This is a genomic window from Pseudomonas sp. 2995-3 (genome assembly GCF_002742565.1).
GTDB classification, from domain to species: domain Bacteria; phylum Pseudomonadota; class Gammaproteobacteria; order Pseudomonadales; family Pseudomonadaceae; genus Aquipseudomonas; species Aquipseudomonas edaphica.
Genome location: NZ_LJSB01000210.1, coordinates 1 through 17,622 on the forward strand (window position 1 = coordinate 1; position 17,622 = coordinate 17,622).

Here is a 17,622-nt window from a genome sequence, read left to right on the forward strand (position 1 = left end):
TCCGATTATGACTGACAGTCGCGAACAACAAGGGGGAGCAAGCTCCCCCTTTGGTTTTTACCGGACACTAGTGACGCTCCGCGTGGGAATGCATCCTGTGACGCTCCGCGTCACGACTCAAGAGCAGACGCAGAGAGTCCAAGGCGGCATTCGATCTGCGATCTAGCGTTTAGCCCGTTGGCGTCATTGCTTGTGTCAGGTCATCCACCACGGCTTTGCCCATCTCACACAGGTAATGCGCGGCCCATGGGTATTGCTCTACACCCACACTCATGACGAATCTTGATGGCTAAGCTGATGAGGTTTCGCTTTTTCGCAAGTGGTGGGCTTAGTTAAATGGGCGCTCTAACTAACCACCTTAAAGAATCTCGATGATCATAAAAGGCAGTAATTTCAGCCAAGAGGTGTGCAGCCATGCAACAGCCTTGGTTGATGAACTACAAGGCACACCCACTCAACTTCCGGACAAGAAGCCGATGTCTATCAGTAATGCTGAGGTACTCGCTCTGATTTATTCCGGGGCGGATGTAACAGTTGATTCGTCTATGTTCTCGGCGTTGCAGCGCGACAGTCAGGCAATAGCGGCTCGAGATTCGAAGCGCCGCGTAACGTTCTGGAATGCAGCGATGATTGATCAGTCAGAACGGTTAGCGCTGTCGAAAAATGCACCCATGGCTGTGCATTTCGATTTTTCTTGAGTGTTGTCTCGATACCTAGAATGAGCAAGTTATCAGACATGGCCTGCTAGACATTTGAAGTGTTTTTATCTCAAAAAGAAAAAGCCGAGCCCCATGGACAACTCCGATATCGCGATCACGCTGGTCTTGATCTCTGCCTTCATGCACGCCACCTGGAACGCTGTAGTCCGCGCCGGTAGCAGTCGCTTCATGACCTTGGCCATGGTTGATGGTACCGCGCTAGTGATATGCCTGCTGGCCTTGCCATTTGTCAGAGTGCCGAGCCTGGAGGTTGGGGGCTATATCCTCGTCTCCGTGATGCTCAATACGGTCTATCGGCTATTTCTGATCAAGGCGTATGAAACGGGTGACTTCGGCCAGGTTTACCCCGTGATGCGTGGGGTACCGCCCGTATTGGTCGCGCTGTTTTCCTACTTTCTGCTGCATGAGCAGTTGTCACTCCAGGCTTTGACCGGAGTGTTGCTGATTTGTGTGGGGATTATCAGCCTGACCTTTGTGCGCAGGATGACGGCGCAGATGTTTAAACCGATCCTGATGGCGGTGTGCGCCGGCGTGTTTATTGCGTCTTACACGGTGGTGGATGCCAAAGGTGTAAGAGCGAGTGAGACGGTAATGCAGTACATCATCTACCTGACAGTGTTCCAGAGTATTCCGATCCCTGTGCTGGCGTATTCCAAAGAGCGTTCAGCCTTGGCTCAAGCAATACGTGGGCATTGGCGAGTAGGCCTGTTAGGCGGTGTTTTTTACCTGGCGTCTTACGGATTTGTGTTGTTTGCGTTATCGCTGGATGCGGTCGCCAAGGTCTCAGCGCTGCGGGAAACCAGTGTTATTATCGGCGCCATTATTGCCGCGCTGTTCTTTCATGAACGGTTCGGTTGGCGACGGATGCTGTCGGCATTCGTCATTGTTTGCGGGATCATCTTGATCAAAGTGAGCACCTGATGGCCCAGCGTCCGCCTCCCACACCCATGCTTCAAGCGTTCGTCAGCGCAGCGCAAACGGGTAGTTTTGCGCGTGCTGCCTCTGAGCTCAACCTCACCGCCAGTGCCATCAGTCATCAAATTGCGGGCCTTGAGGAGTGGTGGGGCGTGCTGTTGTTTGAGCGGCACTCGCGCGGTGTGAAGCTGACGGCAGCGGGGCAGGCCTTATTGCCGGTAACCGACGGATTTTTCAAGGCGCTGGACGGGGTGCTGCATTCGCTCAACCCCGGTAAATCCCAGCCGTTGTACCTCTCATGCACCTCTTCCCTCTGTTCGACGTGGCTGATTCCCAGAATGCACGGCTCTCACACTGAGGCCTCGTTCAACATTGACCTGGTGTTGACCAGCGCTGACATGAGCGGCGCCAGCCTGGAGGCTCATCAATACGATGTCGCGGTGGTGATGGGGTACGGCGACTACCCGGATCATCATGTTGAACTGCTGATGCGCGACGCGGTGTTCCCCGTTTGTTCGCCGGAGTTTCTGCGGTTGAAGGGTGATATTGCACAGGAAGATGTCGCCCGGTACCCGCTGATCCATCGGGTGGACGATCAGGTGTGTCCGGGGTGGGAAAGCTGGTTTGCATTTCAGGGGCTGGCGGCGCCGCCTTATCACCATGGGCCGCGATTTCCGGATTCGAGCCAGGCGATCAGTCTGGCGGTGAAGGGCACAGGGATTGCGCTGGGCAGAACTGCGTTGGTGTACGACCAATTGGAAGGCGGCACATTGGTTGCGCTGAATAGCCCAGTGATGATGTCGCCAGCGGCCTATTACATAATTTGCCGAAACGGACGACAGTCGGAGCCCGATATCGCTCGGTTAATTGTTTGGCTCAAGAGCACCGCGGGTGAGTTTTTGCGGGAAGTGCGGGCTCGGTATCCGCAAATAGCTGGGGCTGGTGCGGTTTAGAAGTGGAAGGAGCAAGCTTCCTCCCACATTCCGATCGTTCCCACGCTCCGCGTGGGAATGCATCCTGTGACGCTCCGCGTCACGACTTCAAGAGCAGACGCAGAGCGTCCAGGGCGGCATTCCCACGCAGAGCGTGGGAACGATCTGCGATCTAGCCTTTAGCTCGTAGGCGTCATTGCTTGCGTCAGGTCATCCACCACGGCTTTGCCCATCTCACACAGGTAGTGTGCGGCCCAGGCGTATTGTTCGCCGCGTACATCCATGGCGGCTTCCATGGCGAGTTTCTTGGAGTAGAACAGCAGGGTGGAGGCGTGTTCCAGGGCTTGCTCGATGGGCATGCCGGAGTTGACGCGGAACAGCGGTTTTTGGTTTTCGCCGTAGTCGCCGAAGGTGACGACGCCGAGGGTGGTGATGGATGAAAGGGGTGGATCGGGGACGATTTTGCTCATGATGATTGCTCTCTGCTGAAGTAGAGCTGCCACATCACATCGCTAAACATGAAGAGGGTGGCAGCTGTGTGCAGGTTAGCGATCCGGGCCAGAGCGCATCCCGGGTAGACTCGAAAGTCTCCCGCACACAGCCGCCATAAAACGCTAAAAGCTGACGAGAGCCAGCTGATACTGTTGGGGGCAGTGTCACGCCTGAAACCCGGATCGCTAAACCCGATCGCTGATGAGCAGCGAAGTCAGGAGGCTAGTGACCCAAACGGTAAGGCGCAATAGGGTAGAGAGTCTCTAGGAAACGTCCTGCAAATTAAAGCGAATCGTCGCTGATGGCCCTTTAATCCGCGAACCTCATCTCCCGCGTTTCCCCCATCAACAACCCCGCGTTCTGCTCCGTCACTTCCCTGATGTAATCCCACAACAGCGTAATCCGCTTCAGCTTCCGCAAATCCTCCCGGCAATACATCCAAAACTGCCGCGTTATCGCAATCTGCTCGCCCAGCACCGGCAACAACCGTGGGTCCTGCGCCGCCAGGAAGCACGGCAATATCGCCATCGAACGGCCCTGCTGCGCCGCCACGTACTGCGCGATCACGCTGGTACTGCGCAAACTCGCGCTGGCGCCGGGCACTACGTTGGCCAGGTACAACAGCTCCGAGCTGAACGCCAGGTCATCCACATAGCTGATAAACGGATGCTCGGCCAAATCCGCCGGTTTGCGGATCGGCGGGTGTTGGTCGAGGTAGTCCTGGGTCGCGTACAGCTGCAGCTTGTAGTCGCACAGTTTGCAGCACACATACGGCCCGTGTTCCGGGCGTTCCAGGGCGATCACTATGTCGGCTTCGCGCTTGGACAGGCTGATGAAGTGGGGCAGGGGCAAAATATCCACCGAGATTGCCGGGTAAGTGTCGACAAAGTGGCTGAGCTGCGGCGTGACAAAAAAGCTGCCGAAACCTTCGGTGCAGCCCATGCGCACATGGCCGGACAGCGCCACGCCAGAGCCGGACACCTGCTCGCAGGCCATGTGCAGCGTGCTTTCGATGGACTCCGCATACCCCAGCAAACGCTGGCCTTCGGTGGTGAGCACGAAGCCGTTGGTCCGGGATTTTTCGAACAGCAATGTGCCGAGCGACACTTCCAACGAACTGATGCGTCGCGACACGGTGGTGTAGTCCACCGCCAGGCGCTTGGCGGCGACGCTGGCCTTGCGGGTGCGGGCCACTTCGAGGAAAAACTTCAGGTCATCCCAGTTCAGGGAGCCCAATGACGTGATGTTTTTTTGCATATTGGACCGGCTTTTATGTGCGTTCTTATTAGAGATTTGCACATCTATACTCCAAAAACAGTCCGAACGCCTCATTCTTCAAGGCGATAGGGGTGTGCTCTCAATAGATGGCGGATCGCGTTGGAGCTGTGATTGTGTCAGGCAAGGCGCGGGACGAAGAGGATGCTTCTGCCTCTTCAAGTCCCGCAACGCAGACTGGCGCGATCACAGCTCCAACCCGCAGGGCCAAGTCCCAAATGAAAGTGTTAGGGATGAACCGGATTTACGCTGGGACGCAGGCGCGACCGTCAGCTATTGAGAGCACACCCCTGGCCTTGGTTCTCTGCACAAATATAAGATTTGGAGACCACATGAACGCTTCTGCCGATATTTCCGTGCAACAGGTCAAGTTGCTGATCAAGGGTGAATGGGTCGAATCCAAGACCACCCACTGGCAAGACATCGTCAACCCGGCCACTCAAGAGGTGCTGGCCAAAGTCCCTTTCGCCACCGCCGATGAAGTCAACGCCGCCATCGACGCTGCCCATCAAGCTTTTCAAACCTGGAAGCTCACGCCGATCGGCGCACGCATGCGCATCATGCTCAAGCTGCAAGCCTTGATCCGCGAACATTCCAAGCGCATCGCCGTAGTCCTGAGCGCCGAGCAGGGTAAGACCATTGCCGACGCCGAAGGCGATATTTTCCGTGGCCTGGAAGTGGTTGAACACGCGTGCTCCATCGGCACCTTGCAGATGGGCGAATTCGCTGAAAACGTCGCCGGTGGCGTCGACACCTACACCCTGCGTCAGCCCATCGGCGTATGCGCAGGCATCACTCCGTTCAACTTCCCGGCGATGATTCCACTGTGGATGTTCCCGATGGCGATTGCCTGCGGTAACACTTTCGTGCTCAAACCGTCCGAACAAGACCCTCTGTCGACGATGCTGCTGGTAGAACTGGCGCTGGAAGCCGGTGTGCCGGCCGGCGTGCTCAACGTGGTGCACGGCGGCAAGGATGTGGTGGATGCGCTGTGCACCCATAAAGATATCAAGGCAGTTTCTTTCGTCGGTTCGACCGCCGTTGGTACCCACGTGTACGACCTGGCCGGCAAACACGGTAAGCGCGTGCAGTCGATGATGGGCGCCAAGAACCACGCCGTGGTGCTGCCGGACGCCAACCGCGAACACACCTTGAATGCGCTGGTCGGTGCCGGTTTCGGCGCGGCAGGCCAGCGTTGCATGGCCACCTCGGTGGTGGTGCTGGTGGGCGCGGCCAAGCAGTGGCTGCCGGATTTGAAAGCGCTGGCGCAAAAACTCAAGGTTAACGCTGGCAGTGAAGCGGGCACGGATGTCGGCCCGGTGATCTCCAAACGCGCCAAGGCGCGCATTCTGGAACTGATCGAAAGCGGCGTGAAAGAAGGCGCCAAGCTGGAGCTGGACGGCCGCGACATCAAGGTGCCGGGCTTCGAACACGGCAACTTCGTCGGCCCGACCCTGTTCTCGGGCGTGACCACTGATATGCAGATCTACACCCAGGAAATCTTCGGCCCGGTGCTGGTGGTGCTGGAAGTCGCCACGCTGGATGAGGCCATCGCGCTGGTCAACGCCAACCCGTTCGGCAACGGCACCGGCTTGTTCACCCAAAGCGGTGCGGCAGCGCGTAAGTTCCAGAGCGAAATCGATGTAGGCCAGGTCGGTATCAACATCCCGATTCCGGTGCCAGTGCCGTTCTTCAGCTTCACCGGTTCGCGCGGTTCCAAGCTCGGCGACCTCGGCCCGTATGGCAAGCAAGTGGTGCAGTTCTACACCCAGACCAAAACCGTCACCAGCCGCTGGTTCGATGACGACACGGTCAACGATGGCGTCAACACCACCATCAACCTGCGCTGATTTGGGGAGACGACCATGAAGATTGCATTTATCGGCTTGGGCAACATGGGCGCGCCCATGGCCCGCAACCTGATCAAGGCTGGCCATGCGCTGAACCTGTTTGATTTGAACCAGACAGTGCTCAAAGAGTTGGCCGAACTGGGCGGCACCATCAGCGACTCGCCGCGTGATGCGGCCAGCGGCGCGGAGCTGGTGATTACCATGCTGCCGGCCGCTGCCCATGTGCGCAGCGTGTGGCTGAATGAAGATGGCGTGCTTGCTGGCATCGGCAAAGGCGTGCCGGCGGTGGATTGCAGCACCATCGACCCGCAAACCATTCGCGATGTGTCTGCCGCGGCGGCAAAACAAGGCGTGGTGGTGGCCGACGCACCCGTCTCCGGCGGCACGGGTGGCGCGCAAGCCGGGACGCTGACCTTCATGGTCGGCGCCACCCCGGAACTGTTCGCCACCCTGCAACCGGTGCTGGCGCAGATGGGCCGCAATATCGTGCATTGCGGCGATGTCGGCACCGGCCAGATCGCCAAGATCTGCAACAACCTGTTGCTCGGCATCAGCATGGTCGGCGTCAGCGAGGCCATGGCCCTGGGCGATGCGCTGGGCATCGACACGCAAGTGCTGGCCGGGATTATCAACAGCTCCACCGGGCGCTGCTGGAGTTCCGACACTTACAACCCATGGCCGGGCGTGATTGAAACTGCGCCGTCGTCCCGTGGCTATACCGGTGGTTTCGGCGCCGACCTGATGCTCAAGGACCTGGGGCTGGCCAGCGAAGCCGCACGCCAGGCCAAGCAACCGGTAATCCTCGGCGCCGTGGCCCAGCAGTTGTATCAATCGATGAGTCAGCGTGGGGAAGGGGGTAAAGACTTCTCGGCGATCATCAACAGCTATCGCAAACCCAAGTAGGGGCGTTTCCGAGAGCCCGCGTCGGGCGGGCTCTCGGGTTTTTGCCGGTTACCACAGTGGCTTTTCGTAGCTGACGATCAAGCGTGTTTCGTCTATATCGCTTTCAAAGTTGGAGCGCATCATTGCGTTGCGTAAGCGGACTTTGACGTTTTTCAGGGTCGGATTCTGGAAGGCATAGCTCACATCGATATCCCGTTCCCACTCACGCCCGTCCGAACGGCCCGGCCCTCGGTCGACGTTGCTGCCCGATGCATAGCGCGTGAACATGGAAAGGCCGGGAACGCCCAGCGCGGTGAAGTCGTAGTCGTAGCGTACTTGCCAGGATTTTTCATCCTTATTGGCGAAGTCGCTGTACTGCAGAAAATTCACCAGTGTGGGATAGCTTCCTCTTACAGCTGCGTGGCCTGTGTTGCCTGACATGGTTTGGTAGGCCCCACCCAATTTATGCGCCCCCCATGCGTAGGTCAGCATCGCACCCACTGCGGTGTTGTCGATGTTGGTTTGGCCGTTATCGAGAGAGCGCGTGTAACGCAATTCACTTTTCAGGCTTTGGTCCTCGGCAACTGGATAGGTATGTTGAAGGCTGCCCGCGTGCTGGGTGTAGAGGTTGTCCAGCGTGCTGTAGTAGTAGCTGGCGGTGAGTTGTTTGTTGACGGCGTAACTACCGCCTGCAAAGTCGAATGCATTCGATTGATTCTTCCCACGAACCACGATATTCCTGCGTGCGCCGGTGGCGACCGCCAACGCTTCATAGTTGGTTGAGTCGACCTGGTTGACGTGGGTAATTCTGCCCACGTCCAGCGTCAGGTCTTTGAGTTCCTGGGAGCGCAGGTGCGCGCCCTTGAAAAGCTGCGGCTGCAAGCGGCCGACGTTTTTTTCCAGTATCGGTAGCGCTGGTGGGGCCAGCGCACCGATTTTCAGCGTCGTTTGGGAAGCCCTGAATTTTGCCGTAAAAGCGGCTTCGCCATAGCTGTCTTCGGCTTTGCCGGATTGACGCACCGGCAATAAGCCGGAGCGGGTTCGGTCTGCACTTGAATCAAGCTTGAAGCCCGCCATGGCGAGGACATCGACGCCAACACCCACGGTGCCTTCGGTGTACCCGGACTCAATTTGCAACGCGAAACCTTGTGCCCATTCTTCGCGCTTGGACTGCGTGGCATTGGGCTCACGGTAGTCACGGTTGAAGTAAAAGTTCTTCAGCTCAAGCTTGCCGGTGCTGTCACTGATGAAGTCAGCGAGGGCAGAGGGTGCGAGAAAAACACAGATGTTTAACACACATACTTTGGTCAGGACGTTCAATTGGGCAGCCTGCGTGAGTGGGAAGACTCATCGCAGGGTGCTTTAAAGGGGCCGGACTCACGCTAGGGAAAAACTGAAGCAGGCCAAGGATTTATCTGATGCTGCTTATGCAAACACAAAATACTTACGCACGGTCTCGACCACTTCCCACGTGCCCTTCATACCGGGTTCCACCACAAAGATATCCCCAGCCCGCAAGTGAATCGGCTCCATGCCTTCTGGTGTGATCACGCAGTAGCCTTCCTGGAAGTGGCAATATTCCCACTTTACGTATTCCACGTACCACTTGCCCGGCGTGCAGATCCAGGTGCCCATGATCTTGCTGCCGTCTTCGCTGGTGTAGGCGTTGAGGTTGACGGTGTGCGGGTCGCCCTCGAGCTTTTCCCATTTGCAGGCATCCAGGACAGGTAGCGGGTGGGTGTCACGCAGTACGGTGATGGGCTTGGACATGATGGCTCCGAGGCAGGGAAGGGAAAGATGAACCCTAAGGCCTTGGGCGTTGTGTCAGTGGTCTGAACTCGACATCGGGATGCCCAGAAGCGCAGCCGAATGCGATCTCTCAGACACTGTGCAGTCCATGTGGGAGCGGGCTTGCCCGCGATAGCGGAGTGTCAGGTACTGGAGATGCAGCTGTGCCGCCGTCATCGCGGGCAAGCCCGGCTCCCACAGGGAAAGGAGGCGCTCTTGAGTGATAGGTTTGTGCGGTAAAGCGCTATTTCCCCGCAGTAACTGCGAAAAATTTCCCGTGTTGCGCAGGAATTAGCAAGAAAATGCACGGCTGGCCCTCGTATCATTCACCCAAGAACGAGTGAGAGCCTTGCAATGAACCCAATAAAAACGTGGTGGGATATCAGCCCGCCCTTGAGCACGGCGACGCCGACCTGGCCGGGCGATACGCCGTTCCAGGAAGAGCGCGTGTGGCAGTTTGGCCCGGAGTGCCCGGTGAATGTGGGCCGCGTGACGTTTTCGCCGCACACTGGCGCCCATGTGGACGCGCCGCTGCATTACAGCGCCGACGGTGCGCCGATCGGCGAGGTGTCGCTGGATGTGTACATGGGCCCGTGCCGGGTGTTGCATTGCCTGGGCAGCGGCGCGCTGGTGCAGCCGCATCAGTTGCAAGGGCGTGTGGATAACTTGCCTGAGCGTGTGCTACTGCGCACTTATCCACAAGCACCGCTGACCGAGTGGGACTCGAACTTCACCGCCATCGCACCACAAACCATTGAGCTGCTCGCCAGCCTGGGCGTGCGTCTGATCGGTATCGACACACCGTCCCTGGACCCGCAACAGTCCAAGACCATGGATTCGCACAACGCCGTGGCCCGCCATGGCATGGCGATTCTCGAAGGCATTGTGCTCGATGATGTACCGGAGGGCGACTATGAGTTGATCGCGCTGCCGTTGCGTTTTGCCAACCTGGACGCCAGCCCCGTCCGTGCCATTCTCCGCCCGCTCAAGGAGCCCACGCGATGAGCCAGTGTCCCTTTTCACCTGATTACCAGCCGCCGGAAGAATGGCATAACGCCGAACTGAATTTTTCCGAGTCCATGAGCTACGGCGACTACCTGGACCTGGGCAAAGTCCTCAGCGCCCAGCACCCGCTGTCGCCCGATCACAACGAAATGCTCTTTATCATCCAGCACCAGACTTCAGAGCTGTGGATGAAACTGATGCTCCACGAACTCAAGGCCGCCCGCGAGCACGTGCGCCTGGGCGAGTTGCCGCCGGCATTCAAGATGCTGGCGCGAGTGTCACGGATCTTCGATCAACTGGTGCATGCCTGGGCCGTGCTGGCGACCATGACGCCGTCGGAGTACAAGGCGATTCGCCCGTTTCTGGGGCAGTCGTCGGGGTTCCAGTCGTTCCAGTACCGTGAGATCGAATTTATCCTTGGCAATAAAAGCGCAGCGCTGTTGCGGCCGCACGCGCATCGGCCAGAATTGTTGAACGAGTTGAAAGTGGCGATTGCCACGCCGTCGCTGTACGACGAGGCGATTAATCTGATGGTTAAAGCGGGTCTGGCGATTGACCCCAAACGCGCCGAACGCGACCCGACGGCGGCCACGGTTCATGATGAGTCGGTGGAGGCGGCGTGGCGCGAGGTGTATCGCGACCCGAGTCGGTATTGGGATTTGTATCAGTTGGCCGAGAAGTTTATCGACCTGGAAGACTCATTCCGCCAGTGGCGCTTTCGGCATGTGACCACGGTGGAGCGCATCATTGGCTTCCAGCCCGGCACCGGTGGCACGGAAGGCGTGGGTTACCTGCGCAAGATGCTCGACACCGTGCTGTTCCCCGAACTGTGGCGAGTGCGTTCCACGCTATAAAAAAAGCCCCGGAATTCCGGGGCTGATCGTTCCCACGCTCTGCGTGGGAATGCCGCTTTGGACGCTCTGCGTCCGCTTCATGTGGGAGCTGGCTTGCCTGCGATAGCGGTCTGTCAGCCAGCTCATCCACTGACTGACCCACCGCCATCGCGGGCAAGCCCGGCTCCCACAGGGATCACCGTGCGTTCACTACCGCGTTGCTTTTTCTAATCCGCAACCGGTAGGCAATGTAGATAATCCCCACCCAAACCGGCATCGCATACACCGAGTTGTTAATCCCCGGAATCGCCAGCATCACGCTGATGATCATCACCATGAACGCCAGGCACAGGTAGTTGCTGAACGGGAACCAGAAGGTCTTGAACGACGGCGTCACGCCTTGCTCGCCCATGGCCTTGCGGAACTTGATGTGGGTGAGGCTGATCAGTGCCCAGTTGATCATCAGCGAGGCAACCACCAGCGCAAACAGCAGTTCCAGCGCACTGTGCGGCGCGACGTAGTTGACCACCACGCACAGCATCGTCACCAGCGCCGAAATGGCCAGGGCGCGAATCGGCACGCCTTGTTTGTTGAGTTTCATCAGCGCTTTGGGCGCATCGCCTTGCTCGGCCAGGCCGAACAGCATGCGGCTGTTGCAGTACACGCCGCTGTTGTACACCGACAGCGCCGCGGTCAGCACCACGAAGTTGAGAATGTGCGCGGCGGTGTCGTTACCGATCAGCGAGAAGATCTGTACAAACGGGCTGCCGCTGTAGGCATCGCCCGACGCGCCGAGTGTTTGCAGCAGTTGGTCCCACGGGTACAGCGACAGCAGCACGGTCAGCGCGCCGACGTAGAAAATCAGGATGCGGTAGACCACCTGGTTGATCGCCTTGGGGATCACTTTGCGCGGCTCGCTGGCCTCGGCTGCGGTGATACCCACCAGCTCCAGGCCGCCGAACGAGAACATGATGAACGCCATCGACATCAACAGCCCCATGCCGCCATTGGGGAAGAACCCGCCGTGGCTCCACAGGTTGCTCACCGAGGCTTGCGGGCCACCGGTGCCGCTGAACAGCAGGTAACAACCGAGCACGATCATGCCGACAATCGCCACCACCTTGATGATCGCGAACCAGAACTCGGCTTCACCGAAGAACTTCACGTTGAGGGTGTTGATCAGGTTGACCGCGACAAAGAACACCAGCGCGCTGACCCAGGTCGGAATCTCCGGCCACCAGAACTGGATGTATTTGCCCACGGCTGTCAGTTCGGCCATGCCCACCAGCACGTAGAGCACCCAGTAGTTCCAGCCCGCGAGGAAACCTGCGTAACCGCCCCAGTATTTGTGGGCGAAGTGGCTGAAGGAGCCGGCCACCGGCTCTTCGACGATCATCTCGCCAAGCTGGCGCATGATCAGGAACGCGATGAAACCGGCAATCGCGTAGCCCAGGATCATCGACGGCCCCGCCGACTTGAGCACCCCGGCCGAGCCAAGGAACAACCCTGTGCCAATCGCGCCTCCCAAGGCGATCAGCTGAATGTGCCGGTTCTTCAGGCCACGCTTGAGGCCCACCGGGTTAACCATGTCATCCGCCATTAACATTCCCTTCTACTTGTTTTTCTTGAGGGTGAGTGCACGCCGCATCAGCCCCTCAGAACTGCTGAGGGTCAGATATTACTCTGCGTAAACTTTTCGTAATACAGCTGAACGCCATCAAGTGCCTGATCCGCCAGCCATTGTTGGATGGATTCGACCATTGGAGGGGGGCCGCATACGTACATATCGGCCGAACTGTCCCGCAATTCGGCCAGGTCGAAATGTTCGGTGAGGTAACCGCGTTTGCCAGGCCACTCGGGTGACGGGGCGCTGAGCACTTCGGTGTAGCGAAAGTCGGGGATTGTCGAGGTGTAGGCTTCGATGCGTTGTGCTTCGCACAAGTCCTCGGCCCCGCGCACGCCGTAATACAAGTGGACCGGCTGGTTGCAGCCGTTGGCAGCCAGCTCATCGAGCATACCCAGCAAGGCCGACAAGCCAGTGCCGCCGGCCACCAGTATCAGCGGCCGGGTGACATGCCTGAGGTAGAAGGCACCCAATGGCGCCTCCATCAGCACTTGATCACCGACCTGGCAGCGCTCGCGCAGGTAGTTGCTCATGAAACCATCGGGCAGCAGGCGCACCAGAAACTGCAGTTGATTACCCGGCCGGTTGGCGAAGGAGTACGAACGCCAACTGTCGGTGCCGGGCACCGCCAGGCGGGCGTATTGGCCGGGCAGGAAGTCCAGCGGGTTGTCCAGGGTCACCTGCAAAATCGCGGTGCTGGCCGACACCTGCTGCACTTCGCTGACCTTGCCGCGCACGTGTACCGGCCCCGGCGCGTTGCACAGGCTCGAATCAAAATCGAAGTAGAACGTAGCGTCGGACTGCACCCGCGTCTGGCAACTGAGCATCTTCCGTTGCTTGAGGTCGAGGCTGGAGAGGGCTTCGTCGTCGACATAATCCTGGGTGTAATCGCCGGACTCGCAACGACCCTGGCAGGTGCCGCACACGCCTTCGCGGCAATCGAGCGGGATCTTGATGCCGTTGCGCAATGCCGCATCCAGCAGGATTTCATTCGCGCCTACCGGGAAAAACAGGGTCTTGCCGTCGGCAAAACTGAAGGCCACTTTGTGATTCATATGTTGTTCTCCGCGCGCATAACCTGTGGCGAGGGAGCTTGCTCCCGCTGCGCACTGGAGCGCCAGCCCGGTCAACCGGGAGCAAGCTCCCTCGCCACAGTGGGTGGTGTGTTGTATTAGAGGTGATAGAAATCCAGCACCGAGTTGATGGTGTCGTTGAGCAACAGTGCGTGCTTGCGGGTGATCAGCCAGCTGTCCCCATCCGGCTTGAGGTGGTAAGTGGCAGGCCCGTAAAACTGCTCTGAGGTGGCCAGGCGATAGAACAGCGTGTGCCAGTTCAGCTTCACCTCCAGCGTGCCGTCTGCCTGCTCGGCGATCCGCACGTTATTGATCAAGTGCAAGGTGCGCGGCATCGGCGTGGCCGACGCCGCCTTGCCGGTGCGCAAACGGAACACGCGGTCTTCCAGGCCCGAACGGTTGGCGTAGTAGATCAGCGACATTTCGCGTTTGGGGTCGCGGGTGTACACGTGCTCCGAGTCCCATTGCGGCAAGTGAAACTCGCTCTGCGGGTCGAACAGCTGCACATAGGCGTCCCAGTCCTGGGCGTCGCACAGCTCGGATTTGCGGTAGAAGAATTGCTCGATCCGGTACTGCAATTGGGCATCCATCACTTCACCTCCCGCAGTGTCAGCGCTTGCTGGTCCAGGCCTTTGAGCAGAAATTGCTGCCAGTTGCGATGCTGGTTCACATACAGGCCTTCGTGGGTGAATTCGGTGCCGGTCATGGCCGGTTGAATGCCGATGGCTTCGCTGTTCGGCGTAGGGCCGGTTTCCCAGCGATGGCTGCCCCGTGAGATATCGCTCCAGCGCTCCAGGCGGCCCTGGAAACCGCGCTGGGCTTCGCGAAACTCCACCAGATCATCCGGCGTGCCCATGCCCGATACGTTGAAGAAATCCTCAAACTGGCGAATGCGGTTTTCGCGGTCGGCATCCGACTCGTTTTTCACGCCCAGGCACTGGCTGATGATCTCCGTCTTGTTCCACGCCACCGGGCGGATGATGCGCAGCTGCGAGCTGATCTGGTCGAGAAAGAACAGGCTAGGGTAGATGTTCAGGTTGCGCAGGCGGTGCATCATCCACTCGGCTTTCTGCTGGCCGTGTTCTTCCACCAGGCGCGGCATGATGGTGGCGTAGCCCGAGCGCACGCTGGGGTTGGGCATGTCGCTGAACAGCACGCTGTGGCCGTTGTTGAAGGCGAACCAGCCGTCATCGGTATTCGCGTCGCCGGCGCCGAGTTTGCTGTAGTCCAGTGTGCTGGCGGACGCGCTGCCGTTTTCGGTATTCACCTGCTGGCGATGCTGCACCGTGGCCACGTAGTTGTAGTGCACGGTGCTGACGTGATAACCGTCCAGGCCGTTTTCGTTTTGCAGTTTCCAGTTGCCGTCGTAGGTGTAGGCGGATTTGCCCGGCAACACTTCCAGCTCACCGGTGGCCGACTGCGCGACCATCATGTCGAAGAACACTTTGGCGTCACCGAGGAAGTCTTCCAGGCTGTCGGTGCCTTGCACGTTGAGGCTGATGAACACAAAGCCCTTGTAGCTTTCGATACGGGCTTTTTTCAGGCCGCGTGTGGCGTTGTCGAAACCTTCCGGGTACTCGCCCGGCGCCTTGACCTTCACCAGCCGGCCGTCGCTCTTGTAGCACCACGCGTGGAACGGGCAGGTAAAGGTCGATTGGTTGCCCTTGCCGACGCGGGTCAGTGTGGTGCCACGATGCTGGCAGGCGTTGATCAGCGCATTGAGTTGGCCTTCGCCGTCGCGGGTGATGATCATCGGCTGGCGCCCGGCGCGCATGGTCACGAAGTCGTGGTTATTGGCCAGTTCGCTTTCGTGGCAGGCGTAGATCCAGTTTTTTTCGAAGATCAGTTCCATCTCCAGGTCGAACAGTTCGGGCTCGGTGAACATGTCGCGGGCGATGCGAAACACTTCATCCACCGGCCGAAAGTCCAGGCAACCTTCGATAAACGTTTTCCACTGCTCGACGCTTCTTGCACCACTCATGGGAGGCACCTTTTTAGATAGGGGCTAATCGGTGGGTTATTAGAGGCAGTGGGGCAGGGCGCGGGCTATCCGCTTAATGGGTGAAGGCAGGCCGCAAAATTGGGCAGCAAATACCCAGTTCAGTGCGCCCAGGTGACGCCATGCGCTACTGTCATACCAAAGGAAGGTCGCAAATGCCTGCGGCTTATCCACATAGTCGACGCTTGCTATCCACCCGGTTGCATTCAGGCGGGCGTGGCGTAGAACTTGCTGTCGATTGCCAACGACGCGCCGCCAGAGCGCGCAACCGCCTAACCGCCGTGGGTGCACCCTGATGAGTAGCCATACACGCGAGATCCATATTCAACGCTTCGACCTGGAGGGCGCCTGCAGCTGGATGTCCGGCATCTGCGGGCCGCACCGCCTGGCGACAAGCACGCCCGAGCGCCTGCGTTTTCACCACAGCGCCAATGTGTTCAAGTCCCGCGCCACTACCTTGGGCGTGATCGAGTACGGCACCGATGTGACCATTGATATCGAAGACGCCGAGCACTTCAGCAGCTACAGCCTGAGCCTGCCGTTGGTGGGCGAGCAGGAATTGAGCAAGAACGGCGAGCGCCTGAATTCCAACCGTGACCAAGGCGTGATTTTGTCGCCTAACGAGCATCAGGTGCTGGCGATTTCCGGTGATTGTCGCAAGTTGCAGGTGGTGATTACGCGGGCGGCGATGAGTGAGTCGCTGGAAGGGTTGCTGCAACGGCCGATTGAAGCGCCACTGCGGTTTGAGTCGGTGATGGATGCGGTGGACGGTGCTTCGGCATCGTGGTGGCGCATGGCGCGCTACTTTATTGCGGAGCTTGAGTGCAGCAGCGAGTTGTATGAGCAGGCGGCGTTTACGCGGGATCTGGAAAGCTCGTTGATCAAGGGTTTGATCCTGGCCCAGCCGAACAACTATTCAGAAGAATTGCGCGACGTGCTCGGCGTGAAGCTGCCGCATTACCTGATTCGGGCGCGGCAATACATCCACGACAACGCCCGCGAGGCGATCCATTTGGAAGACCTGGAAGCGGCTGCGGGTGTGTCGCGGTTCAAGCTGTTCGATGCGTTTCGTAAATACTTTGCGCTGTCGCCGATGGCGTATTTGAAGAAGTACCGACTGGGTGTCGTGCGCCAGGAAATCCTCGAGCATGGTTCAATCCGCACCATCTCCGAGATCGCGCTGGGCTGGGGCTTTACCCACTTGGGACGGTTTTCGGCGGAGTACCGCAAACTCTTCGATGAATCCCCCAGCCAAACCCTGCAGCGCAAACGCCTGCGCAGTCTCTGAACTGTATGAAGATCAAACTGTGGGAGCAGGCAAGCCAGCTCCCACAGGGGAATTGCGGTGTTTGGAGGGTTTCAGATCAACTCCTCAACCAACTGCAAACAATGACTCAGCCCTGGCGACTGATCATTCACTCGCCTGCTCAGGATAATCGGCGAGGTCGCAGTGGCTTCCACAATCGGCGTGTAGCCGATATCCGCCCGGTGCAACACCTGCACCGAGGCCGGCACCAGCGTCACGCCCATTCCCGCGCCCACCAGCCCGATGGCCGTCTGCAACTCGTTGGTCCACTGCACCACCTTGAGGCTCAAGCCATGGGCGTCGAACAGCGCGATCACATGGTCGGCATAGCTGGGGCGCGGGTTGCCGGGGTAGAGCACAAACGGCTCTGCGGCCAATTGCGCGAGGGTGGCGGGCGCGCCCAGCAGCGAGTGGCCGGCGGGCAATACGGCCACGAGTCGATCTTCCACCAGCACGCGCTGGACGATGGCCGGGTCGTCGATGCGAATGCGCCCGAAACCCACATCAATGCGCCCGGCCTTGAGCGCCTCGACTTGCTGCAGGGTGGTCATCTCCGACAAGCCCAATTCCAGCTCCAGCGCCTCATGGTTGCGCAGCCGCCGTATCAACTCCGGCAGCACGCCATACAGGGTCGATGGCGCAAAGCCGATGCCCAGCCAGGTCTTTTCGCCCTGGCCGATGCGCCGCGTGGTATCGCAAACCTTGGCCAGTTGTTCCAGCAGCACATTGGCGTGCTCATAGAAAAATCGCCCGGCTTCGGTCAGCCGCAACGGGCGGCCGCGTTCCAGCAACATCACGCCCAGTTCATCTTCCAGTTGCTGGATCTGCCGGCTCAATGGCGGCTGGGCGATGTGCAGGCGTTCGGCTGCGCGGGTGAAGTTGAGGGTTTCACCCAGCACCTGGAAATAGCGAAGATGACGCAGTTCCAT

Annotated in this window: 17 protein-coding genes and 1 pseudogene; 8 read left to right on the top strand and 10 right to left on the bottom strand. The window is 59.0% G+C overall.

The features are described 5' to 3' along the window. Positions 1 to 169: 169 nt before the first annotated feature. Positions 170 to 259 (bottom strand): annotated as a pseudogene (locus tag AOA62_RS18925) (DUF3077 domain-containing protein); the annotation flags it as partial. Between the two features lie 112 nt (positions 260 to 371). Between AOA62_RS18925 and AOA62_RS18930 the strand changes: the two are divergent. The 3 genes from AOA62_RS18930 (at position 372) to AOA62_RS18940 (ending at position 2,587) form a co-directional block, all read left to right on the top strand. Continuing rightward, complete coding sequence (locus AOA62_RS18930; RefSeq protein ID WP_017137977.1) at positions 372 to 698, top strand: hypothetical protein; 327 nt, start codon at positions 372 to 374, stop codon at positions 696 to 698. Between the two features lie 93 nt (positions 699 to 791). Then, positions 792 to 1,640 carry an EamA family transporter gene (locus AOA62_RS18935; RefSeq protein WP_099549420.1) on the top strand — a complete coding sequence of 283 codons (849 nt, stop codon included), beginning with the start codon at positions 792 to 794 and terminating at the stop codon, positions 1,638 to 1,640. After that, complete coding sequence (locus tag AOA62_RS18940; RefSeq protein ID WP_017137975.1) at positions 1,640 to 2,587, top strand: LysR substrate-binding domain-containing protein; 948 nt, start codon at positions 1,640 to 1,642, stop codon at positions 2,585 to 2,587. The genes AOA62_RS18935 and AOA62_RS18940 overlap by 1 nt, the downstream gene beginning before the upstream one ends. Positions 2,588 to 2,745: 158 nt before the next feature. Here the strand turns inward: AOA62_RS18940 and AOA62_RS18945 are convergent, their stop codons facing one another. Both AOA62_RS18945 and AOA62_RS18950 read right to left on the bottom strand, forming a co-directional pair. Continuing rightward, entirely contained in the window at positions 2,746 to 3,036 is a 291-nt protein-coding gene (locus tag AOA62_RS18945) for a DUF3077 domain-containing protein (protein ID WP_017137974.1), read from the bottom strand. Positions 3,037 to 3,367: 331 nt separating this feature from the next. After that, on the bottom strand, positions 3,368 to 4,315 hold the full coding sequence (locus AOA62_RS18950) for a LysR family transcriptional regulator (protein WP_017137973.1): 948 nt from the start codon (positions 4,313 to 4,315) through the stop codon (positions 3,368 to 3,370). A gap of 350 nt (positions 4,316 to 4,665) precedes the next feature. Here AOA62_RS18950 and AOA62_RS18955 point away from each other — a divergent pair, with 350 nt between their 5' ends. Together AOA62_RS18955 and mmsB are read left to right on the top strand one after the other, a co-directional pair. Beyond that, entirely contained in the window at positions 4,666 to 6,183 is a 1,518-nt protein-coding gene (locus AOA62_RS18955; RefSeq protein WP_099549421.1) for a CoA-acylating methylmalonate-semialdehyde dehydrogenase, read from the top strand. 15 nt (positions 6,184 to 6,198) lie between these two features. Beyond that, entirely contained in the window at positions 6,199 to 7,086 is an 888-nt protein-coding gene (gene mmsB / locus AOA62_RS18960; protein ID WP_099549422.1) for a 3-hydroxyisobutyrate dehydrogenase, read from the top strand. A 48-nt stretch (positions 7,087 to 7,134) separates the two neighbouring features. Here mmsB and AOA62_RS18965 read toward each other — a convergent pair whose 3' ends face one another. Beyond that, positions 7,135 to 8,385 carry an OprD family porin gene (locus AOA62_RS18965; protein ID WP_017137970.1) on the bottom strand — a complete coding sequence of 417 codons (1,251 nt, stop codon included), beginning with the start codon at positions 8,383 to 8,385 and terminating at the stop codon, positions 7,135 to 7,137. Positions 8,386 to 8,490: 105 nt separating this feature from the next. Next, positions 8,491 to 8,835: a cupin domain-containing protein gene (locus AOA62_RS18970; protein ID WP_003230905.1), complete on the bottom strand. Its 345-nt coding sequence runs from the start codon at positions 8,833 to 8,835 to the stop codon at positions 8,491 to 8,493. 372 nt (positions 8,836 to 9,207) lie between these two features. Here AOA62_RS18970 and kynB point away from each other — a divergent pair, with 372 nt between their 5' ends. Both kynB and kynA read left to right on the top strand, forming a co-directional pair. After that, positions 9,208 to 9,858: an arylformamidase gene (gene kynB, locus AOA62_RS18975; RefSeq protein WP_017137969.1), complete on the top strand. Its 651-nt coding sequence runs from the start codon at positions 9,208 to 9,210 to the stop codon at positions 9,856 to 9,858. Continuing rightward, a complete protein-coding gene (gene kynA, locus AOA62_RS18980) occupies positions 9,855 to 10,712 on the top strand; it encodes a tryptophan 2,3-dioxygenase (protein ID WP_017137968.1) in 858 nt (285 codons plus the stop codon). The genes kynB and kynA overlap by 4 nt, the downstream gene beginning before the upstream one ends. Positions 10,713 to 10,887: 175 nt before the next feature. Here the strand turns inward: kynA and AOA62_RS18985 are convergent, their stop codons facing one another. From AOA62_RS18985 to antA, 4 genes are all read right to left on the bottom strand, one after another. Further along, on the bottom strand, positions 10,888 to 12,291 hold the full coding sequence (locus AOA62_RS18985) for an amino acid permease (protein WP_017137967.1): 1,404 nt from the start codon (positions 12,289 to 12,291) through the stop codon (positions 10,888 to 10,890). Between the two features lie 71 nt (positions 12,292 to 12,362). Further along, positions 12,363 to 13,370, bottom strand: coding sequence for an anthranilate 1,2-dioxygenase electron transfer component AntC (antC, locus tag AOA62_RS18990; RefSeq protein ID WP_099549423.1), 1,008 nt, complete (start codon positions 13,368 to 13,370; stop codon positions 12,363 to 12,365). Between the two features lie 116 nt (positions 13,371 to 13,486). After that, the gene (gene antB / locus AOA62_RS18995; protein ID WP_056858366.1) at positions 13,487 to 13,978 is read right to left on the bottom strand and encodes an anthranilate 1,2-dioxygenase small subunit; all 492 of its coding nucleotides are present in this window, start codon (positions 13,976 to 13,978) and stop codon (positions 13,487 to 13,489) included. Further along, the gene (gene antA / locus AOA62_RS19000; protein ID WP_099549424.1) at positions 13,978 to 15,369 is read right to left on the bottom strand and encodes an anthranilate 1,2-dioxygenase large subunit; all 1,392 of its coding nucleotides are present in this window, start codon (positions 15,367 to 15,369) and stop codon (positions 13,978 to 13,980) included. The genes antB and antA overlap by 1 nt, the downstream gene beginning before the upstream one ends. Positions 15,370 to 15,682: 313 nt before the next feature. On the opposite strand from antA, the gene AOA62_RS19005 reads away from it, so the two are divergent. After that, the gene (locus AOA62_RS19005; protein ID WP_099549425.1) at positions 15,683 to 16,675 is read left to right on the top strand and encodes a helix-turn-helix domain-containing protein; all 993 of its coding nucleotides are present in this window, start codon (positions 15,683 to 15,685) and stop codon (positions 16,673 to 16,675) included. A 71-nt stretch (positions 16,676 to 16,746) separates the two neighbouring features. Here the strand turns inward: AOA62_RS19005 and AOA62_RS19010 are convergent, their stop codons facing one another. Then, positions 16,747 to 17,622 (bottom strand): LysR family transcriptional regulator, encoded by an 876-nt coding sequence (locus AOA62_RS19010; protein ID WP_017137962.1) that lies wholly within the window; start codon positions 17,620 to 17,622, stop codon positions 16,747 to 16,749.

Coding starts and splice junctions, on each gene's coding strand:
- AOA62_RS18930 (WP_017137977.1), top strand. CDS start 372: ATGATCATAAAAGGCAGTAATTTCAGCCAAGAGGTGTGCAGCCATGCA.
- AOA62_RS18935 (WP_099549420.1), top strand. CDS start 792: ATGGACAACTCCGATATCGCGATCACGCTGGTCTTGATCTCTGCCTTC.
- AOA62_RS18940 (WP_017137975.1), top strand. CDS start 1,640: ATGGCCCAGCGTCCGCCTCCCACACCCATGCTTCAAGCGTTCGTCAGC.
- AOA62_RS18945 (WP_017137974.1), bottom strand. CDS start 3,036: ATGAGCAAAATCGTCCCCGATCCACCCCTTTCATCCATCACCACCCTC.
- AOA62_RS18950 (WP_017137973.1), bottom strand. CDS start 4,315: ATGCAAAAAAACATCACGTCATTGGGCTCCCTGAACTGGGATGACCTG.
- AOA62_RS18955 (WP_099549421.1), top strand. CDS start 4,666: ATGAACGCTTCTGCCGATATTTCCGTGCAACAGGTCAAGTTGCTGATC.
- mmsB (WP_099549422.1), top strand. CDS start 6,199: ATGAAGATTGCATTTATCGGCTTGGGCAACATGGGCGCGCCCATGGCC.
- AOA62_RS18970 (WP_003230905.1), bottom strand. CDS start 8,835: ATGTCCAAGCCCATCACCGTACTGCGTGACACCCACCCGCTACCTGTC.
- kynB (WP_017137969.1), top strand. CDS start 9,208: ATGAACCCAATAAAAACGTGGTGGGATATCAGCCCGCCCTTGAGCACG.
- kynA (WP_017137968.1), top strand. CDS start 9,855: ATGAGCCAGTGTCCCTTTTCACCTGATTACCAGCCGCCGGAAGAATGG.
- AOA62_RS18985 (WP_017137967.1), bottom strand. CDS start 12,291: ATGGCGGATGACATGGTTAACCCGGTGGGCCTCAAGCGTGGCCTGAAG.
- antC (WP_099549423.1), bottom strand. CDS start 13,370: ATGAATCACAAAGTGGCCTTCAGTTTTGCCGACGGCAAGACCCTGTTT.
- antB (WP_056858366.1), bottom strand. CDS start 13,978: ATGGATGCCCAATTGCAGTACCGGATCGAGCAATTCTTCTACCGCAAA.
- antA (WP_099549424.1), bottom strand. CDS start 15,369: ATGAGTGGTGCAAGAAGCGTCGAGCAGTGGAAAACGTTTATCGAAGGT.
- AOA62_RS19005 (WP_099549425.1), top strand. CDS start 15,683: ATGAGTAGCCATACACGCGAGATCCATATTCAACGCTTCGACCTGGAG.
- AOA62_RS19010 (WP_017137962.1), bottom strand. CDS start 17,622: ATGGAACTGCGTCATCTTCGCTATTTCCAGGTGCTGGGTGAAACCCTC.